The 21,900-nt window shown below is 61.2% G+C and carries 23 protein-coding genes; 9 read left to right on the top strand and 14 right to left on the bottom strand.

Annotated features, from left to right (window positions below):
* Positions 1–58: 58 nt before the first annotated feature.
* From ACZRMO_RS08310 to ACZRMO_RS08280, 7 genes are all read right to left on the bottom strand, one after another.
* On the bottom strand, positions 59–2,242 hold the full coding sequence (locus ACZRMO_RS08310) for a TonB-dependent receptor (protein ID WP_463972528.1): 2,184 nt from the start codon (positions 2,240–2,242) through the stop codon (positions 59–61).
* A 66-nt stretch (positions 2,243–2,308) separates the two neighbouring features.
* A complete protein-coding gene (locus tag ACZRMO_RS08305; RefSeq protein WP_463972527.1) occupies positions 2,309–3,241 on the bottom strand; it encodes a siderophore ABC transporter substrate-binding protein in 933 nt (310 codons plus the stop codon).
* Between the two features lie 8 nt (positions 3,242–3,249).
* Positions 3,250–4,014, bottom strand: a complete 765-nt coding sequence (locus tag ACZRMO_RS08300; RefSeq protein ID WP_463972526.1) for an iron ABC transporter ATP-binding protein — start codon at positions 4,012–4,014, stop codon at positions 3,250–3,252.
* On the bottom strand, positions 4,011–4,943 hold the full coding sequence (locus tag ACZRMO_RS08295; protein WP_463972525.1) for an iron chelate uptake ABC transporter family permease subunit: 933 nt from the start codon (positions 4,941–4,943) through the stop codon (positions 4,011–4,013). The genes ACZRMO_RS08300 and ACZRMO_RS08295 overlap by 4 nt, the downstream gene beginning before the upstream one ends.
* Complete coding sequence (locus tag ACZRMO_RS08290; RefSeq protein ID WP_463972843.1) at positions 4,940–5,872, bottom strand: ABC transporter permease; 933 nt, start codon at positions 5,870–5,872, stop codon at positions 4,940–4,942. Before ACZRMO_RS08290 ends, ACZRMO_RS08295 begins: the two co-directional genes overlap by 4 nt.
* Positions 5,872–7,599: an ABC transporter ATP-binding protein gene (locus tag ACZRMO_RS08285; RefSeq protein ID WP_463972524.1), complete on the bottom strand. Its 1,728-nt coding sequence runs from the start codon at positions 7,597–7,599 to the stop codon at positions 5,872–5,874. Before ACZRMO_RS08285 ends, ACZRMO_RS08290 begins: the two co-directional genes overlap by 1 nt.
* Positions 7,593–9,371: an ABC transporter ATP-binding protein gene (locus ACZRMO_RS08280; protein WP_463972523.1), complete on the bottom strand. Its 1,779-nt coding sequence runs from the start codon at positions 9,369–9,371 to the stop codon at positions 7,593–7,595. The genes ACZRMO_RS08285 and ACZRMO_RS08280 overlap by 7 nt, the downstream gene beginning before the upstream one ends.
* A 116-nt stretch (positions 9,372–9,487) precedes the next feature.
* On the opposite strand from ACZRMO_RS08280, the gene ACZRMO_RS08275 reads away from it, so the two are divergent.
* Positions 9,488–10,099, top strand: a complete 612-nt coding sequence (locus ACZRMO_RS08275) for a TetR/AcrR family transcriptional regulator (RefSeq protein WP_463972522.1) — start codon at positions 9,488–9,490, stop codon at positions 10,097–10,099.
* 48 nt (positions 10,100–10,147) lie between these two features.
* Here ACZRMO_RS08275 and ACZRMO_RS08270 read toward each other — a convergent pair whose 3' ends face one another.
* Entirely contained in the window at positions 10,148–10,924 is a 777-nt protein-coding gene (locus tag ACZRMO_RS08270) for a nucleotidyltransferase domain-containing protein (RefSeq protein WP_463972521.1), read from the bottom strand.
* A 112-nt stretch (positions 10,925–11,036) separates the two neighbouring features.
* Between ACZRMO_RS08270 and ACZRMO_RS08265 the strand changes: the two genes are divergently transcribed.
* Entirely contained in the window at positions 11,037–11,510 is a 474-nt protein-coding gene (locus tag ACZRMO_RS08265) for a GNAT family N-acetyltransferase (protein ID WP_463972520.1), read from the top strand.
* A 108-nt stretch (positions 11,511–11,618) separates the two neighbouring features.
* Here the strand turns inward: ACZRMO_RS08265 and ACZRMO_RS08260 are convergent, their stop codons facing one another.
* The 4 genes from ACZRMO_RS08260 to fos all read right to left on the bottom strand — a co-directional run bounded on the left by ACZRMO_RS08260 (position 11,619) and on the right by fos (position 13,618).
* The gene (locus ACZRMO_RS08260; protein ID WP_463972519.1) at positions 11,619–12,041 is read right to left on the bottom strand and encodes a hypothetical protein; all 423 of its coding nucleotides are present in this window, start codon (positions 12,039–12,041) and stop codon (positions 11,619–11,621) included.
* An 84-nt stretch (positions 12,042–12,125) separates the two neighbouring features.
* Positions 12,126–12,581, bottom strand: a complete 456-nt coding sequence (locus ACZRMO_RS08255) for a VOC family protein (RefSeq protein WP_463972518.1) — start codon at positions 12,579–12,581, stop codon at positions 12,126–12,128.
* A gap of 34 nt (positions 12,582–12,615) precedes the next feature.
* Positions 12,616–13,047: a bleomycin resistance protein gene (locus ACZRMO_RS08250; protein ID WP_463972517.1), complete on the bottom strand. Its 432-nt coding sequence runs from the start codon at positions 13,045–13,047 to the stop codon at positions 12,616–12,618.
* Positions 13,048–13,207: 160 nt separating this feature from the next.
* Entirely contained in the window at positions 13,208–13,618 is a 411-nt protein-coding gene (fos, locus tag ACZRMO_RS08245) for a fosfomycin resistance glutathione transferase (protein WP_463972842.1), read from the bottom strand.
* A gap of 144 nt (positions 13,619–13,762) precedes the next feature.
* On the opposite strand from fos, the gene ACZRMO_RS08240 reads away from it, so the two are divergent.
* The 3 genes from ACZRMO_RS08240 to ACZRMO_RS08230 all read left to right on the top strand — a co-directional run bounded on the left by ACZRMO_RS08240 (position 13,763) and on the right by ACZRMO_RS08230 (position 15,165).
* The gene (locus tag ACZRMO_RS08240; RefSeq protein ID WP_463972516.1) at positions 13,763–14,167 is read left to right on the top strand and encodes a DUF6896 domain-containing protein; all 405 of its coding nucleotides are present in this window, start codon (positions 13,763–13,765) and stop codon (positions 14,165–14,167) included.
* A gap of 84 nt (positions 14,168–14,251) precedes the next feature.
* Positions 14,252–14,854, top strand: coding sequence for a hypothetical protein (locus ACZRMO_RS08235; RefSeq protein ID WP_463972515.1), 603 nt, complete (start codon positions 14,252–14,254; stop codon positions 14,852–14,854).
* 11 nt (positions 14,855–14,865) lie between these two features.
* Positions 14,866–15,165 carry a hypothetical protein gene (locus ACZRMO_RS08230; protein WP_463972514.1) on the top strand — a complete coding sequence of 100 codons (300 nt, stop codon included), beginning with the start codon at positions 14,866–14,868 and terminating at the stop codon, positions 15,163–15,165.
* A gap of 74 nt (positions 15,166–15,239) precedes the next feature.
* On the opposite strand, the gene ACZRMO_RS08225 is transcribed toward ACZRMO_RS08230, so the two are convergent.
* Together ACZRMO_RS08225 and ACZRMO_RS08220 are read right to left on the bottom strand one after the other, a co-directional pair.
* Positions 15,240–15,758 carry an N-acetyltransferase family protein gene (locus ACZRMO_RS08225; protein ID WP_463972513.1) on the bottom strand — a complete coding sequence of 173 codons (519 nt, stop codon included), beginning with the start codon at positions 15,756–15,758 and terminating at the stop codon, positions 15,240–15,242.
* A 405-nt stretch (positions 15,759–16,163) separates the two neighbouring features.
* The gene (locus ACZRMO_RS08220) at positions 16,164–16,829 is read right to left on the bottom strand and encodes a TIGR02466 family protein (protein ID WP_463972512.1); all 666 of its coding nucleotides are present in this window, start codon (positions 16,827–16,829) and stop codon (positions 16,164–16,166) included.
* Positions 16,830–17,107: 278 nt separating this feature from the next.
* Here ACZRMO_RS08220 and ACZRMO_RS08215 point away from each other — a divergent pair, with 278 nt between their 5' ends.
* The 4 genes from ACZRMO_RS08215 to ACZRMO_RS08200 all read left to right on the top strand — a co-directional run bounded on the left by ACZRMO_RS08215 (position 17,108) and on the right by ACZRMO_RS08200 (position 21,846).
* Entirely contained in the window at positions 17,108–17,728 is a 621-nt protein-coding gene (locus tag ACZRMO_RS08215) for a LysE family translocator (RefSeq protein WP_463972511.1), read from the top strand.
* Between the two features lie 97 nt (positions 17,729–17,825).
* Positions 17,826–18,341 (top strand): sigma-70 family RNA polymerase sigma factor, encoded by a 516-nt coding sequence (locus tag ACZRMO_RS08210; RefSeq protein WP_124527600.1) that lies wholly within the window; start codon positions 17,826–17,828, stop codon positions 18,339–18,341.
* On the top strand, positions 18,338–19,309 hold the full coding sequence (locus ACZRMO_RS08205; protein WP_463972510.1) for a FecR domain-containing protein: 972 nt from the start codon (positions 18,338–18,340) through the stop codon (positions 19,307–19,309). The genes ACZRMO_RS08210 and ACZRMO_RS08205 overlap by 4 nt, the downstream gene beginning before the upstream one ends.
* A gap of 95 nt (positions 19,310–19,404) precedes the next feature.
* Positions 19,405–21,846 (top strand): TonB-dependent siderophore receptor, encoded by a 2,442-nt coding sequence (locus tag ACZRMO_RS08200; protein ID WP_463972509.1) that lies wholly within the window; start codon positions 19,405–19,407, stop codon positions 21,844–21,846.
* Positions 21,847–21,900: the final 54 nt, after the last annotated feature.

Genomic DNA, 21,900 nt, shown 5'->3' with positions numbered 1-21,900 from the left:
GGGACTGCTGCGCAGTCCAGCGGGAGCAAGCTCCCTCGCCACAAGTGCGGCTTTACCCTCAGAAATCCACCGTCGCCGACAACTCGAACGTACGCGGCGCGCCCAGGCCCAGGCTGGACGTCAGCGGCATGCCCCAGTACGCCTTGTCGGTGACGTTGGTCACCGTGCCACGCAGGGTCACCGGCCGCCCGGCGACCTGCATTGCATACCGCGAGCCCAGGTCGAAAATCGTATAGCCGGGGATCGACTGCGCGTTGTCGTCACTGATGTATTGCTGGGACACCGCCGTCGCATTGGCGGTCAGGGTCAGGCCAGGCACCAGTGGCGTGTCCCATTCAACACCGAGCTTGCCTTGCAGCTTGGGCAAGCCGGTGGCCGTCTTGCCTTCATCATCGCCCCCCGGCGACTTGGTGATCTTCGGATCAACATGGGCCACGCCGCCCATCAAGCGCACGTCGTCGATGGGCGAACCGAAGAAGCCCCACTCGATGCCACGGTTGCGCTGTTCACCGCCAAAGGAAAACACATTGGTCACCGGATCGGTCGAGCTGCCCGGGCGTTCGATCTGATACAGGCTGAGGGTGTGGGTGAACGTGCCCAGGTCGAGCTTGAGGCCGATCTCCTTCTGCTTGGATTTATACGGGGCAAACACATCGCCGTAGTTGGCGGCTGTCATCGGCGCCATCGCGCCTTTGCTCAGGCCCTCGATGTAGTTGGCATACACCGAGACCTGCTCCGTGAGCTTGACCACCACGGCTGCGGCAGGCGTCGTCGCGCTTTCGTCATAGCCGGGCTTGTTACGGGCGCCGGTGGTGGTGTTGAAGGTGTCCGTGACCACATTCTGGCGGCGCACGCCAAGGGTCAGTTGCACTTTGTCGTCCAGGATCGACAAGGTGTCCGCCACGCCGTAGCTGGTCAGCGTGGATTCGGTGTGTGCCACCGGCGCAAAGCTGCGCGGCGCCGCTGGCCCCCAGGTCGGGTGATAGATATTGGTCAGCCAATCAGCCCCGGGCACCCAACGCCGGCCGTAGTCCTTTTGCTTGTCGGCATACCGCGTGGCGTTGACCACCCATTGGTGCCCGATCGGCCCGGTCTGCCATTTGCCCTTGAGCCCCACCTCGCCCGAGGTTTTCTCGATGTCCATCTTCAGCTGGCCCATGCTGGTCTTCAAATCGCCGGCGTTGTTGATGACCTGGGCCGACATCGCGCCGCTGTAGCGGTAGTGGGTCTCGCTGGCGCCGAACGCCGCGTAGGCCAGCAGTTGCTCAGTCAGGTCAAATTCGCCGCGCACAATCGCGCCCTGGTCCTTGGTATCGACAAACGCCCAGTCCGGGTTGAGCAAGGTGTCGGACTTCGGCGGCTTGGGCACGGCCACATTCGCCGCCAGGCTGATCCCACGGTTTTGCCCGCGCACCCGGTCTTCGCTGTTGTAGAGGTCGGCCGACAGCCGCGCACGCTCGCCGCGCCAGTCCAGACCCAGGGAATTCAACTGGGCTTTTTGCTGTTGATGCTCGGTCGCGGTGTCGCCATCGCGGTACATGCCGTTGAAACGCACGCCAAATTGCTGCCCGTCGCCAAAGCGACGGCCCACATCGAGGTGGCCGCCGAACTGAGCATCGGACATGTAAGTGGTGGTGAACCGCGTCAACGGCTCCGCTCCAGCGCGCTTGGGTACCAGATTGACCATGCCCCCCACCGAACCGCCTGGCGGCATGCCGTTAAGCAATGCCGACGGGCCTTTCAGCACTTCGATGCGCTCGTACATCTCCGGCGAGATGCGGTAATACGGCGCAACGCCAAACAGGCCATCGATGGTCACATCGCTGATGCTGGTGGCAAAACCACGGATCGAATAGTTCTCGCTGTAGGTGCCCTTCAGGCCGTTGCTGAACACCGCAGGGTCGGTCGCGGCGATCACATCGGTGACGGTCTGGGCCTGGCGGTCGGCAATGTACTTTTCCGTGTAGCTGATGGTGCTGAACGGCGTTTCCATAAAGTCCTTGTTGCCCAGCAGGCCGAGGCGGCTGCCGTACGCCACCTGGTCGCCGGCGTAGGTCAGCGGCAGGTCGGCGACCGGCGCTTCCCCCTCGACGCGAATCGCCGGCAAGGTGGACACGCGGTTTTCTTCGGCTTGCGCCAGTTCTTCGGCAAACGCGGGGGCGCTGCTGATCGCCAGCCCGAGCAGGGCCATGGGGGCAAAACCCGGACGAGCGGGCACAGGGGTACGTGTACGGTGAGTCATGGAAGGCTCCGTAAGGTGGGATGTTTTTTTAGTGTTGGCAGTTTGAAGCGGGGTTAACGCCTGGAATCAGGGTTGATAGCCCTGGAGCACATCGGCGATCACTTGCTTGATCGAGCTCGGGCTGGCCGCCATGACGTACCAGGCGTCGGCATCGACAAACACCACGCGCCCGGCTTTCCAGGCATGGGTCTGGCGCAACAACGGGTTGCCCAGGGTGTGCGCGTTGAGCAACGGGCGATGCTCCATCACCGCCGTGCGGTCGACCACGTAGAGAATGTCCGGGTTGGCCTGCTGGATGAATTCACTGGAAATCGGCTGGCCATGCAAGCCGGCCTCGGCGGCCGGGCTCGCCGGTTTCACCCCCAGTTCGGTGAACACAAAGCCGTAGCGCGACTGCACGCCAAACGAGCTGAACGCACCGTTGTTATGCAGCACCACCAAGGCGCGCTCGGGGCGGTCGGCGGTGACGCGTCGCGCTTCGGCAACCTTGGCCTCGAGGGCGGCGACCTGTTGTTGCGCCAGGGCCGGCTTGGCGAAGATCTGCCCAAGGGTCAGCAGGTGCTGCTTGATCACCTCGATATGGCGCTTCTGGCTGTCGCGGTAATCCACGTCGAAATGCACGGTGGGCGCAATTTCGCTGAGTTCGCCGTAGTGCGGGGCCTGCAACGAGGTGATCAGGATCAGGTCTGGCTTGGCCGCGTGCACCCGCTCCAGATTCGGCTGGACGATGGCGCCGGTGTCCACCACCGCCGCGTCGTCCTTGTAGCGTTGCAGGAACTGCGGCACGAAGTCCTTGGGCATGCCGGCCACCGGCACGCCCAGTTGGTCGAGGAAATCCACTTCGTTCATGTCCAGGGCCACCACGCGCTGTACGGGCGGCTGGATCAGCGTGGTGCCCAACGCGTGCGTCACGCTGATCGGGGCGGCGGCCGAAGCCTGCCCGGCGCCAAGCGCGGCCAGTAACAGGGCGCAGGCCCAGGCGGTGTGTTTGTGGTTCATGGGGGCTCTCATGCGGGGTTGAAGTAGTTGCACAGGCGGCCACGGGCGCCGTGGGTGATCTCGAAGTCGAGGTCGTACAGTTCGCCCAAACGGGTTTCGTTGACCACCTCGGCCACGCTGCCGGCGCAATGCACGGCGCCGGCTTTCATCGCAACGATGTGGTCGGAGTAATGGGCGGCGAAGTTGATGTCGTGCACCACCAGGATCACCGTGCGGCCCTGCTCGTCACACAGCCGGCGCAACGCGCGCATGATGTGCACGGCGTGCTTGATATCGAGGTTGTTCAACGGCTCGTCGAGCAGCAGGCAGTCGGTTTGCTGGGCGATGGTCATGGCCAGGAACGCCATCTGCCGCTGGCCGCCGCTGAGTTCGTCGAGGTAGGCCTTGCGCAAGGGTTGCAGCGCAAGGAAGCTCAGCGCGTCATCGATCACGCGGTGGTCTGCGGCGGTCAGTGCGCCACGGCTGTAAGGGAAACGCCCGAAAGCCACCAGTTCTTCGACGGTCAGGCGCAGATTGAAATCCGGCGCCTGGCGCAAGGTGGCCACGCGCTTGGCGTAGTCGCGCAGGGGGATGTCGCCGACCTCGCGGCCGTCCAGGCAAATGTCGCCGCTACTCGGTGGCATCAGCCGCGCGATCATCATCAGCAACGTGGTCTTGCCGGCGCCATTGGGGCCGATCAGCGAGGTCAGGCGCCCGGCCGCAAAGCTCGCGTTGACGCCAGCCAGCACGGTCTTGGTGCCGTAGGTTTTGTGGAGGTTGTGCACAGTGATCATCGGGTGCCTCGGGTGCGCAGCATCAGCGCCAGGAAATACGTGCCGCACAGCAGGTTCACAAGAATGCTGACGGTGGTCTTGTAGTTGAAGACGTGCTCGACCAGCAGTTGCGCCGCAATAAAAATCGCGATGGCAATCGCGCTGCCCATGGGCAACGTGATGCGGTGGCGGAACGTGCGCGCCAGCGCATAGGTGGTGTTGGCCACGAACACGCCCATGAACGCCGTGGGCCCGAGCAACCCGGTGGAAATCGCCACCAACGCCGCGACCAATGCCAGTTGCAGGCGCACCACGCGCGGGTAATCCACCCCCAGCGACACGGCTTGGTCGCGGCCGAGGGCCAGCACGTCAAGGGTTGGCAAGGTGCGTGCAAAACCCAGGCACAGCGCCGCCACCAGCAGCCCCGAGAACAGCAGTTGCTGCGGCTGCACCCGGTTGAACGACGCCTGGCTGAAACCTTGCAGGATCGAAAACTCGCCGGGGCTGATCTTCAACTGCACAAACTGCGTGACTGTGCCGATCACCAGGCTCAACACCAGGCCCAGCAGCAACAGGAAGTACACGTTGCTGTTGCCCCCGCGCAGCAACCAGCGTTGCAACGCCCAGGAATAGCCGAGCATCAGCAGCACCGACAGTACAAAGTTGCCCTGGCTGCCCAGCACCACCAGGCTGGCGGTGCCCAGTACCAGCACCAACAACGCCTGGAACAACAGGTACACCGCTTCATAGCCCATGATCGCCGGCGTGAGGATGCGGTTGCCGGTGAGCGTCTGGAAGATGATCGACGACCACGCCACGCACACACCGCCAATGCACATCGCCGCCAACCGCGCGAGGCGCTTGGGGATCACGTAATCGAGATCCAGCCCGGAGCGAAACAGCACGAAGCCCAACGCCAGGGCGAGCACCAAGGCCCACAGCCGCTTCATCGATGCCTCCAGACGATCAACCCGAGGAACAAGCCGCCGCCGACGATGCCGGCGGTGAGGCCTATCGGCACTTCGAACGGGAAGATCAGCAGACGCCCGAGAATGTCGCAGGCCAGCAACAGCACAGCACCGCCGAGGGCGACGATGGGCAGCGTGCGGCTGAGGTTTTCGCCGTAGTACAAGGCCACCAGATTGGGGATCACCAACCCGACAAAGGGGATCGAACCGATGGTGATCACCGTCGCCGCCACGGTCACGGCCACCAGCAACAGGCCCAGCGCCGCCGTGGCCGCGTAGTTCAGGCCCAGGCTGGTGGCCATGCCCTCGCCCATGCCCATCACGGTGAAACGCTGCGCATACAGGTAAGCCAGCGCGACGATGGGCAGGATCAGATAAATGATCTCGTAGTTGCCCTGCACCACCTTGGAAAAGTCCCCCAGCAACCAACCCTGCATGCTTTGCAGGATATTGTGGCGGTACGCATAAAACTCGGCGATGGCGCTGAGCACGCCGCCGTACATCAGGCCAATCACCGGCACCAGCAAGGTGTGGTGAAAACGCAGGCGCCGGATGATCGCCAGGAACACCAGGCTCGCCGCGAAGCAACACAGCAGCGCAAACAACATGCGCACGCTTGTGCTGGCGGCCGGCGCCACGCCCAGCGAGACAAGGATGCCAAGCTTGGCCGCGTCCAGCCCGCCGGTGGTTCCCGGCTCCACGAACTTGTTGCGCAGGATGTGCTGCAAGATCACCCCGCACACCGCCAAGCCCACGCCGGTCAACACCAGCGCGGCCAAGCGCGGCAGGCGGCTGGCGGTGAGCGTTAGCCACGCGTCGCCGTCGAATGCCAACAGGTCGATCTCGCGGGCGCCCACCAGCAGCGACACACCGCACAGCACCAGCAATACGCCACAGCCCACTAGCCGCATCATGCAATCCGCCAACCACGGGCCGCCCGGCGCTGGGCGAGGAACCGGGCGTACCGCCCACCACTGGCCGCCAAGGTCACAGGCGTGCCCTGCTCGACGATCTCGCCGTCATCCAGCACCAGAATCTGATCGGCCATGGCCACCGTCGACAACTGGTGTGCGATCACAATCAATGTGCAGCGCCCGCGCAGCCTGGCCAGCGCCTCGGCGATGGCGGCCTGGTTGTAGGTATCGAGGGCGGCGGTGGCTTCGTCCACCAGCAAGATCGGCGCGTCCTTGAGCAAAGCGCGGGCAATGGCGATGCGTTGGCGCTCGCCCCCCGACAACCGCGCCCCGCCCTCGCCCACCGGCGTGTGCAGGCCCTGGGGCAAACGCGCAATGATCTCGGCCACGCCGGCTTGCTGCGCCACAGCGGCAATCTCGGCCGGGCTGGCGTCCGGTTTACCGAGGCGGATGTTGTCGGCGATGCTGCCCTGGAACAGGTAGGTGTCCTGGAAAATCTGACTGATCTGCGCGGCCAGCGTCGCTTCGGACATCTCGCGCACATCCACGCCACCGATCAACACCTGGCCCCGGCTTGCATCGAAGAAGCGCGCCAGCAGCCGCACCAGGGTGGTCTTGCCCGAGCCCGACGCGCCGATCAGTGCGGTCATGCTGCCCGGCTCGATGCGCAGGCTCACCCCGCGCAGCACCTGGGCCTCGCCGGGGGCATAACGAAAGCTGACGCTGCGCAATTCCACCGAACTGTCCGTTGGCATTTTCGCTTGCGCGGCGACCGGTAACGGCTGCTCGGCCAGAATGCTGTGTACCGCGTCGAGCTGGGCGTTGGCGCTGCGCAGGATCTCGCCATAACTGGCGACTTCCAACAACGGTTCGATGTAACGACACACCAATACCAAGGCCACGCAGGCAGCAATTGCCTCGTGGGATTCCAGCGCGTCGCACCACAGCGCAACGGCCACCAGCAATGCGCAGAAGATTCCTTGTACCGCCCAGGCATTGAGCACCGCGGACAAGGACGAGCGATAAATCAAACGCTGGCCGGACTGGCGTTGCTGGTCGATGGCCTGGTCCAGCAAGCGCGTGGCGCCGCCGCTGCCATTGAATGCGCGCAATACCGACTGGGCCTGGGCAAACTCGACCATGCGCTGGCTGGTCTGGGCGAAGTGCTGCTGATAGGTGCTGTCGGCACTGTGGCCGAGGCGCGCGGTGAGCAGCATCACCGCCACCAACACCGGCAGCGCCAACAACGCCAGCACACCCAGGGGCCAGTGCAACGCAAACAGTGCGGCAACCAGCACCAACGGCGTCACCGCGCCGCTGATCACCGGGGTGAAGACATGCGCCGGCAACTGCGCCACCGCCATCATGCCCTGGGTGATGAGATGGCCGAGCCGTGCACTGTTTTGCGCGCTGAACCAGCCCACCGGCAGGCGCGCCACGTGATCGCCGAGGCGTTGCCGCGCACCTTGCAGCACCGCCACGCCCACGGCTACACCTGCTTTGTCGAGCGTACGCCGCCACAGCGCGCAGGCCATCACGCCGACCAGCAGCGCAATCAACCAACGCCCGGCGCCCGCGACATCGCCGAGCAACAGATGGCTGATTACCGGCACCAGCGTAATCAGGGTCAGCCCGCTGAACAGGCCGTAGAACACCGCCATCACGGCATAGCGGCGCAGCGTGGGCGCGTCTTCACCCAACAGGCGCCCAAAAGTCTTCAGCATGGTTGCACCGCCTGTGGTTCGCTGCGGGCGTAATCGCCCAATTGCCATAACCGCGCGTAGAGCCCGCCGTGGGCCAGCAGGTCGGCGTGACGGCCCTGCTCGTGCAAGGTGCCGTCGTGGATCACGAGGATCTGATCGGCATGCATCACCGTGTCGAGCCGATGGGCGATGACCAGCAGCGTGCGGCCCTGGGCGAAGCGCGACAGGGCTTGCTGGATCGACACTTCGTTGTCGGCATCGGCGGCGGCGGTGGCCTCGTCGAGTACCAGCACGGGCGGGTCTAGCAGCACTGCACGGGCGATGCTGAGGCGCTGCTGTTCGCCGCCGGAGAGCTGGGCGTCTTCGCCGATCACCGAGTCGTAACCACGTGGCAGGCGCAGGATGCGGTCGTGGATGTTCGCCGTGCGCGCGGCTTGTTCAATGTCTAGTTGGATCGCGGTGGGTTGGCCGAGGGCGATGTTGTCGCGCACGCTGGCGTTGATCAGGCGCACCTCTTGCAGCACAAACCCGATGCGCTGGTACAACAGCGGCGTGTCGAGGTGGCGCAGGTCGGCGCCGCCGAGGGTGATGCGCCCGCTGCTGGGGTCGAAAAACCGCAGCAGCAGGCGCGCCAGTGTTGACTTGCCAGCACCGGACAAGCCGACGATGGCCGTGGTCGTGCCCGGTTGCAGGGTGAAATTGATATCGCTGAGCACCGCGTGGTCGCGTTCATAGGCATAGCCGACCTGCTCAAAACAGATCGTGTTGCCGCTGGGCAACTGCACGGCCGCTTGCGCCAGCGTCGGTGTGTCCAGCAAGCCCTGCACGCGCTGCGCGGCGCCGGTGGCGTTGTTTAAATCGTGGGTGATGTAGTGCAATAGCAGCAACGGCGCGCTCAGACCCGGCGCCACCAATACGAAGGGCAGCACGTCCACGGGCGCGGTCCAGCCCAGGCCAACAAACAACGTACCGGCTGCCAGCACCACACCGAGCACGGTGACCGGCGCGATCATCGCATTGGCATTTGCCATCGACGCCACCAGCGGGCGGGTGAAGTCGATAAAGGTTGTGGCGAACGTGTCGATCGCACTGCGATAAGCCCCGTGCGCCTTGCCGCTGGCGCCGAACGCCTTGACCACCGGAATACCGTTGACGAACTCCACCACCGCGTTGTCGATGCGCGCCATCGCGCTGACAAATTCCTGCATACTCGCGCCGCTGGCGCGCATGGCCCGCGAGAAAAACAGGAAATACCCGGCAAACGGCAGCAGCGCCACCAGCGCCAGGCGCCAGTCCATGACGAACAGGTAGACCGCCGACACCAGCACCGCCCCGCCCGCGCGGCCAGCGGTGGTGTAGAAGTGCGCGGTGAGGCTGTGCAGCGTATTGATATCGTCCTGCATCGCCCGCTTCACTTCGCCCGATGCCCGACTGCTGAACCAACCCAGCGGTACACGGCTCAGGCGCTGGGTGATCGCTCGGCGCAAGTGGTGAGTGAGGCGATTGTCAGCCAGGTGGGCAAGCAGCTCAGCAGCGAATATCAACGCCATCCCCGCGAAAAGGCTGACAGCGCTAATGCCAACAACCCACCACACTTCGCTCGACAGCTGACCGCCAGCGCCGAGTACACGTGCGGCGATATGGGCGATGCCCGCCAGCGGTACCAGCGTCAGCATGGCGCCGACAGCGGCCAGCCCTGCGGCGACACACAGTCGCCCACGGATAGGCGTCAGAATCCGGCTTAGGGTGCCTGCGACTTGAGGGTTGGCCGAAGCCGCTTCAGGAGAGTCCATTGACAGAAAAAGTCCGTTTGAGAATCAGAATCATATTTAGTTGCATGACTATAAACTAATTTGCGCAAAGCCGACAAGACAGCTACAACCTTGTGTTCAGCGATTAAGGAATACCCATGGAACCCGCAAAAAAACCCGCCACCCGCGGCCGCCCGCCGAGCATCACCCGCGAACGCATCGTCGACGCCGGCATCGAGATGGGCCTGCCCAACATCACCTTCGTCGGGCTGGCTGCGGCGCTGGGGGTCAGCCATATGGCGCTGTACAAACACGTGGCCAACCTCGAAGCGCTCAAGGCCATGGTTGCCGAAGAAATCTTCACCCGCTGGCAGATCCCCCGGGACTGCGGCGATGCCGACGGCGGGTTGAAGGACTACCTCATCGTGTTCGCCACCTCGGTACGCGAGTTCGTCAAAACCCACCCCGGGCTGACCCCCTACGTAATCCGCCGCGCGGCCGCGACCGCGCCGATGCTGGCCAAGATTGACGGGCACCAGGCGTTGATTGCGCAGGGGTTTGGGGTGAGCAAAGAGCAGGCGCGCTGGCTGCTGGCGACGGTGGCGTTTCACTGCATGGCGGTGGCGGACACGGTGTATACGGTGACGCAGCGGGAGCCGGTGGTGGAGACCTCTCGTGCCGCTGAAGAGGCGGAGATGGAGGTGGAATTGGCGCGGGGGATGGAGGCGTTGGTGGTGGGGGCGTTGGTGATGGTGGAAGGGGTTGCTTGAGCCTTGGCAACGCCTGCCTAAGGCAGGCCGATAGGATGCAATCTGGGCTTAAACGACTTCTGAAGCCATCCAGAGCAAAAAACTACGCAGATGAGCCGTAAATTCTTTCGGCTCGGCGTCCGGGCTTCTTGCCTGGGATAAGAAAAAACAGGCCTGCATGCGCATACACGGAAAATGCTGAACAAATAGTTCGACATGCTCTTCCAGTGTTTGCGGCCACATCAAGTCCTGTTCGGAACGCAGTACTTGCGTTGACCGGATGAGTTTGCGCGACGCTTCGCGTTGCAAACGCAGCGATTGCGTCGGTGTCGCCGACTGCTCGATAAGGTCGGCATACCGGGTCAGAGAGGATTCAAAGTCACCATTTACCGCAATGGCGATATCACGCGATGGCTTGAACCGGTCGAAGCGTTTGGTCAGATCATTACCCCCTATGCAACGACAGTGATGCTTGAGCCAATACCCCCAGCTCAATCGATTGTCAGCCGCCAATACTTCGGCACGACTACCGATATCAAAATCGATCTTGATGACTTCGGTATGCCGACTTTCCAGCGCGCGCCGTTTCGTCTCCAGCATTTCCAGATCTTGCGATGCGGGAGGGTTTTGCAGGACAAGGGTCAGGTCCAGATCGGAAACCGCGGGCACGGCGTCGCCTCTTGCGACGCTGCCGTACAGGTAAATGCCGTCCAGCAGAGGGGGCGACCGAGTGAGCGTCATGCAAACGTCTGCCAGTACATCCTGAAACTGTGGCTGCACCTCGACATTGGGTAAGGTGAGGATGTAACCGTCGGCGTCGATGCCACTTGGGTGGAGTCGGTCCATGGAGCCGTCCGTTGGGTGTGTACAGGGAGGGGACTTTAACAGGGTCGATGGTGGGAACCACATGTCAGGCCCTCTATACTGGCCTTCCAGGATGGTAAATAGAGCGCAAAATATGCCCGTCGTACCCAATCAAAACGCCCCAGTCATTTTGGTCCTGGCTCAACAAAGCGACTTGGACAATCTTGTAAACATTCGAATCGAGGCCATGCGCGAAAGCCTGGAGCGTGTTGGGCGATTTGATCCAGTTCGCGCGCGCGAGCGGTTCACTGACGGTTTCGACGCTGGCAACACACGCTACATCGAGGTGTGTGGAGAAAGGGTCGGTTTTATTGTGGTCACACATCACCACAATGAACTCTCGCTCGACCACTTGTATGTGAAACCGAGCGCGCAAGGATCAGGTGTAGGGTCTGCTGTTCTTACACAGATTTTCAAAGAGGCCGATGCAGCTGCGCTCCCGATTAAAGTGGGTGCTCTCAAAGAAAGCGCCTCGAATCGCTTCTATACCCGCCATGGCTTCCAACTCATCGAAAGTGCTGAATTCGACAATTATTATGTTCGTCAGTGTGTTCCGGCTGAACGCTAACAGGGGTCAGATTGATTTTTTCAGCAATAAATCTGTCCCTTTTTTCGCGATTTTCTGTTCCCCAGCGGACCCGTCATTATGAGCAAGGCTAGTGGTTTAAACCATTTGTTAGCTGGCGGTAATCGCAAATAGATTTTTGCACAAATAGGCATCCTCTCTTGGAATGAAATCTTCGGGGCTTTCATTGCAGGAAAAAGCTTCGAAAACGTGGTTGATAATTTTTTTTGCTTGGTCGGTAGTAAGGGTATGAGTGTCTAGCAGGTCAAGAAGAGCATCGGCTATCTCGTTTAAACTAATGCAATATTCTTCAGCGGCAACCTTAAGCAGGGCTCGCACCTCCCTATATTGACTATCTGAATTTATATTGTTTTTCAGAAATTCAAGTGGAGCTTCCAGAATGTCAAAAGGATAAATTTCTTGATACCTTTCGCAGTATTCTATAAGGGTCTGCCTTACCTTCACGCCATCAAATTTTTGAGAAGCAGCACCTAACAGTGCATTAATTTTCGTATTAGCTATCCAGCTTTTCATCGCGAAATTTACCTTGCTTGTTGCTGATCCACCGTCATCGCGGGCAAGCCCGCTCCCACAGTTGGATTGCGTTGTATCAGATACTCAAGAAAACGCTGCCGCTATAAACGCCTCCAGCGCTTTGTCTTCCAGGATTTCGATGGAGAAGTGCCCAAACCGCTTAGGCAACCAAATAATCCGTGCTCCCGACGGCGATTGCAGGTTCGCCCGAGCCAATGGCCTCCCATTTTCGTCCTCTGGCTGAACACCGGCGGCCATCAGTTCGTCATAGGCCTTCTCGATATCCGGCGTCGAATAGCAGTGGCGATAAATCATCCCTTCTCCTGCGGAGTCCAACAGCTCCTTCAGGTTTCCCGCCAATGGCTGGACCAACATGAAACGCTCTTGGCCGATCAGCGCAATCGCGTAGCGCACATGCAGGCCACCTCGTTCCCAGACGAGGGTTTTGGAGATCCTGGCATTCAGTATCTGTGCGTAGTAAGCACAGGCTTCTTCGAGATTATTGACCAGTACATCAACGTGACTGAACTTCAGATCCATTGCCGCCCTCCTGTTGAAACGACGTACGTGTTGATCAGCTTGCGCAAGCCGTTCGCTCGCCCAACCGCTGTACCAGCCTGATGAGATAACCATCAGGATCCTGAACAATGAATTCGCGCTGGCCGACTTCCAGATGTTCCGCCCGATACCAGGTGTCTTTGCATTCCAGGTACAGCGCAAATCCAGCCTGTTCAAGCTTCTGGATGATCGGTGCGACGGCCTCAACCTCAATCTGCAGGTTGATGCCTCTGCCAAACGGCTTGGCGAGTGGCGCGGTCAGCCATTGGCCTGCGCTGGGATCAACCTGCTCTAGCATGACTTGAGCGCCGCTCAAATCAAGGTAGGCAAATCCGTCTTCCGGGCGTTGATAAACCACGTTGAATCCCAGGCATGAAACCCAGAAATTCAGGCTGTTCTCCAGGTTGGTTACCATTAACTCTGGCACCAGTTTATTGCGTTCGAACATTAGATGACTTCCATTTCACAAGGGTCTTTTGGGCAGTCTGTCAGCGGGCATGATGATGCCAAGACTACAACACGTGTCTTGATCCAGGCTTCACTGATCCACCGCCATCGCGGGCAAGTCGAATCGTCGCACTGCCGCTCCCACAGTTGGCCAATAATGGTCAGTCAAAGAACTCCATACCCGCATACGGCTGGCGTCGGCATTGTTCAAGCCGGGAAGCCAGGCTGCCGACATGCACTTCCAGGCGATGCCCATCGGGATCTGCAAAATAAAACGAGTGACCTTCGCTCGAATTGGATTTCCACTCGGTAACCTCAAGGCGCCGCAAGCAAGCGGTGACCTCTTCAAAATCGTCTTGTGCCACCGAAAAGGCATAGTGGGTGTAATCAGGCTGTTGCTCCGGCACTCGGCTCTCATCGAGAGACAGACAAAGCCAGAGATCACCGAGGGACAGATAAGCCCCCTTCTCCCATCGCGCGGCCAATTTAACGCCGGGAAGCGCACGGTAAAATTCGACACTGCGAGAGAGATCCACAACCGCCAACGTAAGATGATTCAAGCCAGTCAACATGAGCATTTACCCGGAACCCATCCACTAGAATGGATGAGCGTATCAACACCGACTTTTTCAACACAAGCAGCCAAAAGCATTTCTGCGAATGCTACTCTCGGCGGTCTCTAGGCTCAGTACGACGTGTTTTTAACGTGAGACTGCATGAATAACCCACTCGCCATTTTAATCAGCGACTACCAAGCAAGCGTTGCGCGCGCTGTGGCCTTGATGCAGCGGTCGGGTATCCCCCGCCCCTCGACCAATACCGATTGGGTGGGCACAGACATTCCTCAACGCGGCGAGCTGGAAGGCGCAGTGCGTTACTTCAAGCACGGCTATGGCTGCGCGGTTCACCTGCCCACAGGCACAGTCGACTTTGACTTTGGGGCCCGGGGTGAGATCGATGGCTTCGACGCATGGCGACTTGCCGGTTTTGCCGGCGACAGGTTGTCGGCGTACGGTTTTGTCGATGAGGCTGCACTCACCGAGTGCTTCAAGGCAGAAGTCGCGGCCGGTTCTCTCGTGTATTCCGGGTACATTCTCTACTACGTCGCGGATGACACCTGACAATTCCTGGCGAATTTTTACCGGTCTTGCAATGCATGCCCTTTCTTGTGGTCTCTACCCCGACGCCGCAAAAGGACACGCTCCATGTCGATACACCCTGCGCTCTGCCTGCTGGCCCTGCCGTTTTTCGCAGGCTGCCAGTATTTCCCCCACACTGATTACTTCACGGCACCTGCAAACGAGCCCAACCCCGCTTGGATACGCATCGTCAACTTCACGCAGCATGCCGACCTGTACCAATACGAAAACGGTAGACGTTCGGGCGGCGTCATTCGCAGTGGGGCGCTGCCGTTTATTCATACGCAAGATGAGGGAATGCCCAAAGCCGGGCAAAATCTCACGTCGGACTATTACGAAACGCGGGTCAAACCCGGCATCGAAACCCACGTGGGCATGTTCTGGGAGGGGGCGCGCACGCAATCCTGCTCTGTCACGGCGAAGTTCACGCCCCGGGCTGGGCGTTTTTACCAGTTCCGGCTGACATCGGGTTCGGCAGGCAGCTGTACGCTGTACCCGTCGCTGATCGAGCGCGATAAGGATGGCGACGGCTGGCATCTCACGCCAAATCCGCAGGTGACCTACAAGGGCGAAGGGCCGACGGCGAAAACCCATTACAGCAATAGCCGCTTCGAGGATTCTGATTACCATCCGCCTGCGGAGCTTTATCCCGGCATAGACGTTTTATGAGGAGTCGTTCATTGGGTGACAGGAGTTACTGGCTAACGCTCGGCGAACGAGCGTCAGAGGATCTGTTTGTATGGTCGGCTTTTGTCGCGCAAACAGAGTTCCTGTGGCAAGACACGGCTTTGGTCCAGGACGCCGCCGCTTGGCAGCGTGTTTGGTTCGAACTGGAGATCATCAACGGGCTGGCGTTGGCGCAATGGGACGATGAGGGAAGGCCTGATGACTGGTCAGGTGTCTGGGACAAAGACTATCGGCAAGAAGCGGCTGGCCTGGCGGCCGAGTTGGTGGGAATGCTTGGGCTTTTCCTTCACTGATCCACCGCTATCGCGGGCAAGTCGAATCGTCGCACCGCCGCTCCCACAGTTGGATTGCGTTGCTTCAGCGAAACCTAGCGTGATAGCGGCAAGTGATACCTCACCTCCACCAGCGTAACGCCCCCCCTTTCCAGCGTGCGCTCACTCCCCGCTTCTTCAACACACCCTGCCCTGCGATAAAACCGGATAGCCCGTTCATTCCCCACCAGCACCCACAGCGTCAAGCGCTGAAAACCCTGCGCCCTCAACTGCTGCACAGCGGCTTGCCACAAGGCCAGCCCCACACCCGTGTGCCAGTGCTCGGCCAGCACGTAGATAGCCATGACCTCACCGCTCTCCCCCACGACAGCATCTTCATCACGGGCGCCGCCGATGCATATCCAGCCAACCACCTGCCCGCCCGCCTCCGCGACCACTACATTGGACTCACCCGACTCAATCGAGCGGCTCCAGAACGCTTCTCGCCTTGCCAGGGTTGCGCTCAGCGAGTTCAGGTAGTCGGCAGGCATCAGATCGCGATAGGCGGCTTGCCAGCTGCGGATATGCACGTGGGCAATGGCCTTGGCGTCAGAGGGCAATGCGCTACGGATCATCGAAGTCGTCCTTCTTCGGGTAGGGAATGCAGATGGAGCCAGTCTGCCGCCATTGCATGACAGAAACTAATGTCACTCAGTCAAGGGCAAACACTGCATCTGTGGCGAGGGAGCTTGCTCCCGCTGGGCTGCGTAGCGGCCCCAAGATTTTGGGAGCGCTGCGCACTCCAGCGGGAGCAAGCTCCCTCGCCACAGGTACTGCGCTTGTTCTTAACCGATGGGCATTTCTGAAGGGGTTTTGCTTGTAGTCCGCCGCCTGCAGTTCTGCGCCGGACATGCCGATCGTCGCGGCCATGAAGGTGGTTTTCAGTGGGGTGCGCATCAGGTCAATGCTCCGTATTGGCTTGAAGAGCAAACTACCGTTCACGCATTGATCGATAAACCGGCTAAATCACATACACCCGTTCATACACCAAAGTTGAACGCGATGGACATCCGTGGCCGTGTCCCTTCAAACCGCCGTACGGTATGCATCAGCCAGGATGGAAACATCACGAAGGTGCCGCTGGTGGCCGAGCAGGTGCTGCTGAAGCCAGCCGTCAGGCAATCTTCGACGCGCATGCGCAGCGCTGGGTTGTAGGTCGAGGCGACCATTCCCCGTGGGTCGATGAACTCCAGGTCGCCGCCGACGCTTGCGTCCTCTTCCCGCCCGCCGGCATCGACCCAGTAAACCCCGGACCAGAATGCACCAGGATGGCCATGCAAGGCGTTGCTGTGGCCGGCCTCATTCACGTTGGCCCAGGCGTTGAGCTTCCACTCAAACGCTGGCTCAGTGAAACCGTATTGCTCGTTGTGCACGGCGGTCAGTTGGTTGGCGAATTCCCTGGCAAAGGCCACCAATGCATCGCAGGCCTCCCCGCCCCACTGCGCGAAATCGTGGGCAGATTGCCAGCCGCCATCGTTGCTGCGTTGGGTGCCGCGGAGGTCTTGCGCCATGCGGGTGCTGATGAGCGTCTTCAGCTCAGCATTGAGCCATTGCGCATCGGGGTATTGAAGGCTCGCCAAGGGCGTGGCGAAAAGCCGGCGGATGTTGATGAGGTCAGGATTTACAAGCGTGCTGCTGGGTTGCATGGGCGGTTCGCCAGGTTGTGCCAGAAGGCACAGACCATACGGGGCGAGCGCTTAGAGAGATGTAATCCTTTGTGAAGGTCTAGGGGGTTTTAGTAATACGGGCCTCGTCATTGCCGGGCAAGGATAACCAGATCGTAAACCTGCTCAACACCCATCGGGAGCGAGCTCCCCCGCCACAGCTACAGTGTTCATCTTTGACGGACTGGCATTTCGAATTGCCCCGGCACCTTCCTCTCTTTACTCTTCAGCCTCCCCAGCCACGCGACCCCGGAGCCGCCATGGACCTCGCCACCCTCGCCCTTTTCCTCCCCGCCTGCTTCGCCCTGAACATGGCGCCCGGCCCCAACAACCTGTTGTCGGTGAGCAACTCGACCCGCTACGGCTACCGCACCTCCTGCCTGGCTGGCATCGGCCGCCTGCTGGCGTTCGCCGGCATGATCGCCCTCGCCTCTGCCGGCCTCGCGGTGGTGCTGCAAACCTCGGAGTTGCTGTTCTACGGGATCAAGATCCTCGGGGCGGCGTACCTGTTTTACCTGGCGTTTCAGTTGTGGCGGGCGAATCCGCAGGGGGAATCGGAGGCGGCGACGGCCAAGGTAGGCTTGTGGGCGTTGGCGCGGCAGGAATTCTTGGTGGCGGCAGGCAATCCAAAAGCCATCCTCATCTTCACCGCGTTCCTCCCGCAATTCGTCGTCCCCGGCCAGCCCGTCACTCCGCAATTCGCCGTGCTGGGCGCGATGTTCCTGGTACTGGAATGGATCGCCATCAGCGCCTACGCCTACATGGGCCTGCACATGCGCCGCTGGTTTGCCGAGCCGCGTGGCAAGCGGATATTCAATCGCTGCTGCGCAGGGTTGTTGTCGGCGGCGGCAACGGTGTTGTTGATGGCGCGGCGGGCATAAGCCAGGAATAAACACAGTCTTTACTTGCTGACCACGGCTTGCAGACACTAGGATGCGATGAATTCTCAAATGCACTGTGTTCTTGCAGAGGCTTTCCGTGTCGTCGTCATCCACTCCCCCGGCTCCGCACGCCGATATTCGCGCGTTGTACATCGATCATCACGCCTGGCTGCTGGGCTGGTTGCGCAAACGGCTGCACCACGGTGACAGTGCCGCCGACCTGGCCCAGGATACGTTTGTACACATCCTCGGCAAGCCGGAGCGGTTGCAGGAGTTGCGCCAGCCACGGGCCTGGTTGAGTACGGTGGCCCATGGTTTGTTGGTTGATCGGGTGCGCCGCCAGCGGGTCGAGCGTGCTTATCTTGAGGCCATTGCTCACCTGCCGGAGGCTGAGGTGCCGTCGCCGGAATCACAGTTGATCCTGCTGCAAACCCTGGCGCGCGTAGACGCCTTGCTCGATGGCCTGCGCCCCAAGGTGCGCATGGCCTTTCTGCTGTCGCGCCTTGAGGGGCTCAGCTACAAGGAGATCGCCGGGCGCTTGGGCGTGAGCCTCGGGTCAGTGGAGAAGTACATGGCCTGTGCCATTCGCCATTGCTATCTGGCTCAGCAATGAGCACGCAGCCATTGCCCGATACCGTGCTCGACCAAGCCATCGGCTGGCGGGTGCGGATCGAATCCGACGGTTCAAACCCTCAAATCCTGGAGGCGTGCCTTCGTTGGCGCCAAGCCGACAAGCTGCATGAAACAGCCTGGCAAGCGCTGCATAAAAGCGACGCGGCCTTCCAAGGGCTGGCCGCGCTGCCGGGCACGGTGGCGCTGGATACCTTGGAGCGCTTGCACAGCGGCCATCACAGCCGGCGCCAAGCGCTCAAATTGCTGGGGGTGGGAGTGGTCATCACGGGGGTTACCGGCTGGCAGTTGCGCGACAGCACACAGCTGCCCTGGGGCGCGGACTATGCCACCGGGGTGGGCGAACGGCGTCAGTTCCTGTTGCAGGATGGCACGCGCCTGCAACTGAACACCGCCAGTTCAGTCGACGTCGAATTCACCGCGCGGCGCCGGCTGATCAGCCTGCGGCGCGGCGAGATCTTCGTCGATACCGGCAAGGACGGCACCGCGCCCGGTGGGCGGCGCAGCTTCTGGGTCAGTACTCGGCACGCGCAGTTGCAGGCCATCGGCACCGCGTTCGGCGTGCGTGATGAACAATACGGCACACGGGTTCGGGTCGAGGACGGCGTGGTGGCGATTCACGGCAGGGGTGAACCGATCTTGATCGCCGCCGGCGAGGAATACCTGATCAGTACCAACGACAGTCAACGTGTCGAGACCAGCACCCTGAACGCCAGTGCCTGGACACAGGGGCAGTTGGTGGCCAAGCGCATGCGCCTGGACGACCTGACCGCCGAATTGGCACGTTATCGTCACGGCTGGCTGCGCTGCGATCCCGCCATCGCGCAGCTAGAGGTCTCGGGCGTCTTCCAACTGGATGACATCGATCGCGCATTGAGCGCCTTGAGCGATTCACTGCCGGTACGTATCGAGCGATTTACGCCACTCTGGACCCGCGTCGTCGCTCGCTGAGCCGGATGAGAAATAATCGCAAAAAAGTTTACGGGTTTTTCCGGGCCCTTCGACAAACAGAACATACCCTGTGATTCGAAAGGAGCTCGTCGTTCATGTCCTCTGCTGTGATTTCCCCTCGGCCACTGCCGCGCAGTGCCCTTGCACTTGCCCTCCAGGGCATTCTACTGGCCAGTGTTGCGGTGCAGGCCGCGCAGGCTGACAGCCGTCATTACGAATTGGCCGCCGGGCCACTGGAAGAATCGCTCAACCGTTTTGCCCAGGCGGCCGGGATCACCCTGCCCTTCGACCCGGCGTTGGTGCAAGGCAAACGCGCGCCGGCGCTGCGCGGGGACTACGAGGTACAGGATGGTCTCAGCCGCCTGCTGGACGACAGCGGCCTGAGCGTGGTGCGCAGCGCCAGCGGCAACTACCTGCTGGTACCGCGCGGCGGCGATTCAGGAGCGCTTGAGTTGGGCGCCACCAACATCAGCGGCCTGAACCTCGGGGCTACGACTGAAAACAGCGGCTCCTACACCACCGGCGCCATGCAGACCTCGACCAAGCTGCCATTGTCCCTGCGGGAAACGCCGCAGTCGGTCACCGTGATTACCCGTCAACGCATGGACGACCAAGGTATGCGCAGCCTCGACGATGTGGTCCAGGCCACACCCGGGCTGCGCTTGGCCGCCGCGCGCCCGGCCAACAGCGAATTCTTCGCCCGGGGTTTCCCCATCACCAACCTGATGTTCGACGGCCTGCCCACCACCTACAACGCCGACTGGGTCGCCACCGCCGACCTGGCCCCGTACGACCGTGTCGAAGTGGTGCGCGGCGCCACCGGCATGATGCAAGGCGCCGGCAACCCCTCGGCCGCCATCAACATGGTGCGCAAGCGTCCGACCCAGGCTTTCCAGGCGAGCATCACCGCCAGCGCTGGCAGTTGGGACAACTACCGCAGCGAGCTGGACGTTGGCGGCCCGGTCAACGACAGCGGTACCCTGCGTGGCCGTTTTGTCGGCGCCTACAACGACAAGGACAGCTATCAGGATTACGCCGGCCGCGAACGCGGCGTGTTCTACGGCGTCAGCGAGTTCGACCTGAGCGACAGCACCACCCTGACCGTTGGTGCCTCCGAGCAGAACGACAATAACAACATCAACTGGGGCGGCTTGCCGGTGAACCCCAATGGCAGCCACATGGGCTTTTCGCGCTCGAAGACCTTCGGCTACAGCTGGTCACACCAGGACATCGACAACAAGACCCTGTTCGTCGAGCTCGATCAGCGCTTCGACAACGACTGGCGCCTGCACCTGGGCGCGTCGAAAAACTGGTCCGAGTTCAAGATGATGGGCGCCGTACTGGAACGTAACAACGACGCCAGCTATCGCCAACGCGTGTTCAACCAGGGCCGCGACTTCGACCAGTCCACCTACGACTTCTTCGCCAGCGGCCCCTTCGCCCTCCTCGGCCGCCAACATGAACTGGTGGTGGGCGCCAGCAAGCGCCAACTCAAGACCGAGGCCGCTGGCGGCACGGTATTCGTCAACAATATCGACATCAACCGTTTCAACCCCGGCGGCCTGGCGCGGCCGAGCGTGCCGGACATCTACACCCTCAGCGAGAAAGTCGATCAGGAAGGGCTCTATGTCACCACCCGCTGGAACCTCGCCGACCCGCTGAAAGTCATCCTCGGCGCCCGCCTGGACTGGTACGACGCGACCTCGATCTACGACCAGATCAACGACCAGTACTACACCTCAGGCAAAACCCGCGAGGTACGCCACCTCACCCGGTATGCCGGTGTCATCTACGACCTGGACGACAACCACTCGGTGTACGCCAGCTACACCGACATCTTCCAGCCCCAGACCGAAAAGAACGGCGACGGGGGCGGGATCAAGCCCATCACCGGGGAAAACTACGAAGTGGGCATCAAGGGCGAATACTTTGGCGGCGCACTGAATGCCAGCGCCTCGGTGTTCCAGATCGACCAGCTCAACCGCGCGGCAGAAGTGGCGGACGCCACAACCTGCAAATTCATCCCTGTCGGCGCCTACGCGTGCTACGAGGCCGCGGGCAAAGTGCGCAGCCAGGGCGTGGAGCTGGAGATCAACGGCGCACTGACCCCGAACTGGCAAGTGGGCGCCGGCTACACCTTCGCCCAGGCCAAATACGAAAAAGATGCCGACGCCGCCAAGGAAGGCACCCTGTTCGACACTGATGTACCGCGTCATATGTTCAAGGCCAACACCACCTATCGCCTGCAGGGCGAGCTGAACCGCTGGCGGATCGGCGCCAACCTCTACAGCCAGAGCAGCACCTACAACAAGGGCCGCAATGTGTTCGGCAACTTCCATATCGAGCAGCAGGCCTATGCCTTGGTGGGGCTGATGGCGGGTTATCAGGTCAATAAACACCTGGACACCCAGCTGAACATCAACAACGTGTTCGACAAAAAGTACTATCAGGGGATTGCCAACAACTCAACGTGGAGCCCGTACGATGTGTACGGCGACCCGCGCAACTTTACGGTCACGGCGAAGTACAGTTTCTGACAGAGACACGCTTGCAGTACAAAAAAACCGCATTCATCGACGAATGCGGTTTTG

It is taken from the genome of Pseudomonas sp. B611, assembly GCF_055407965.1.
This window is presented reverse-complemented; position numbering and strand designations above follow the sequence as displayed.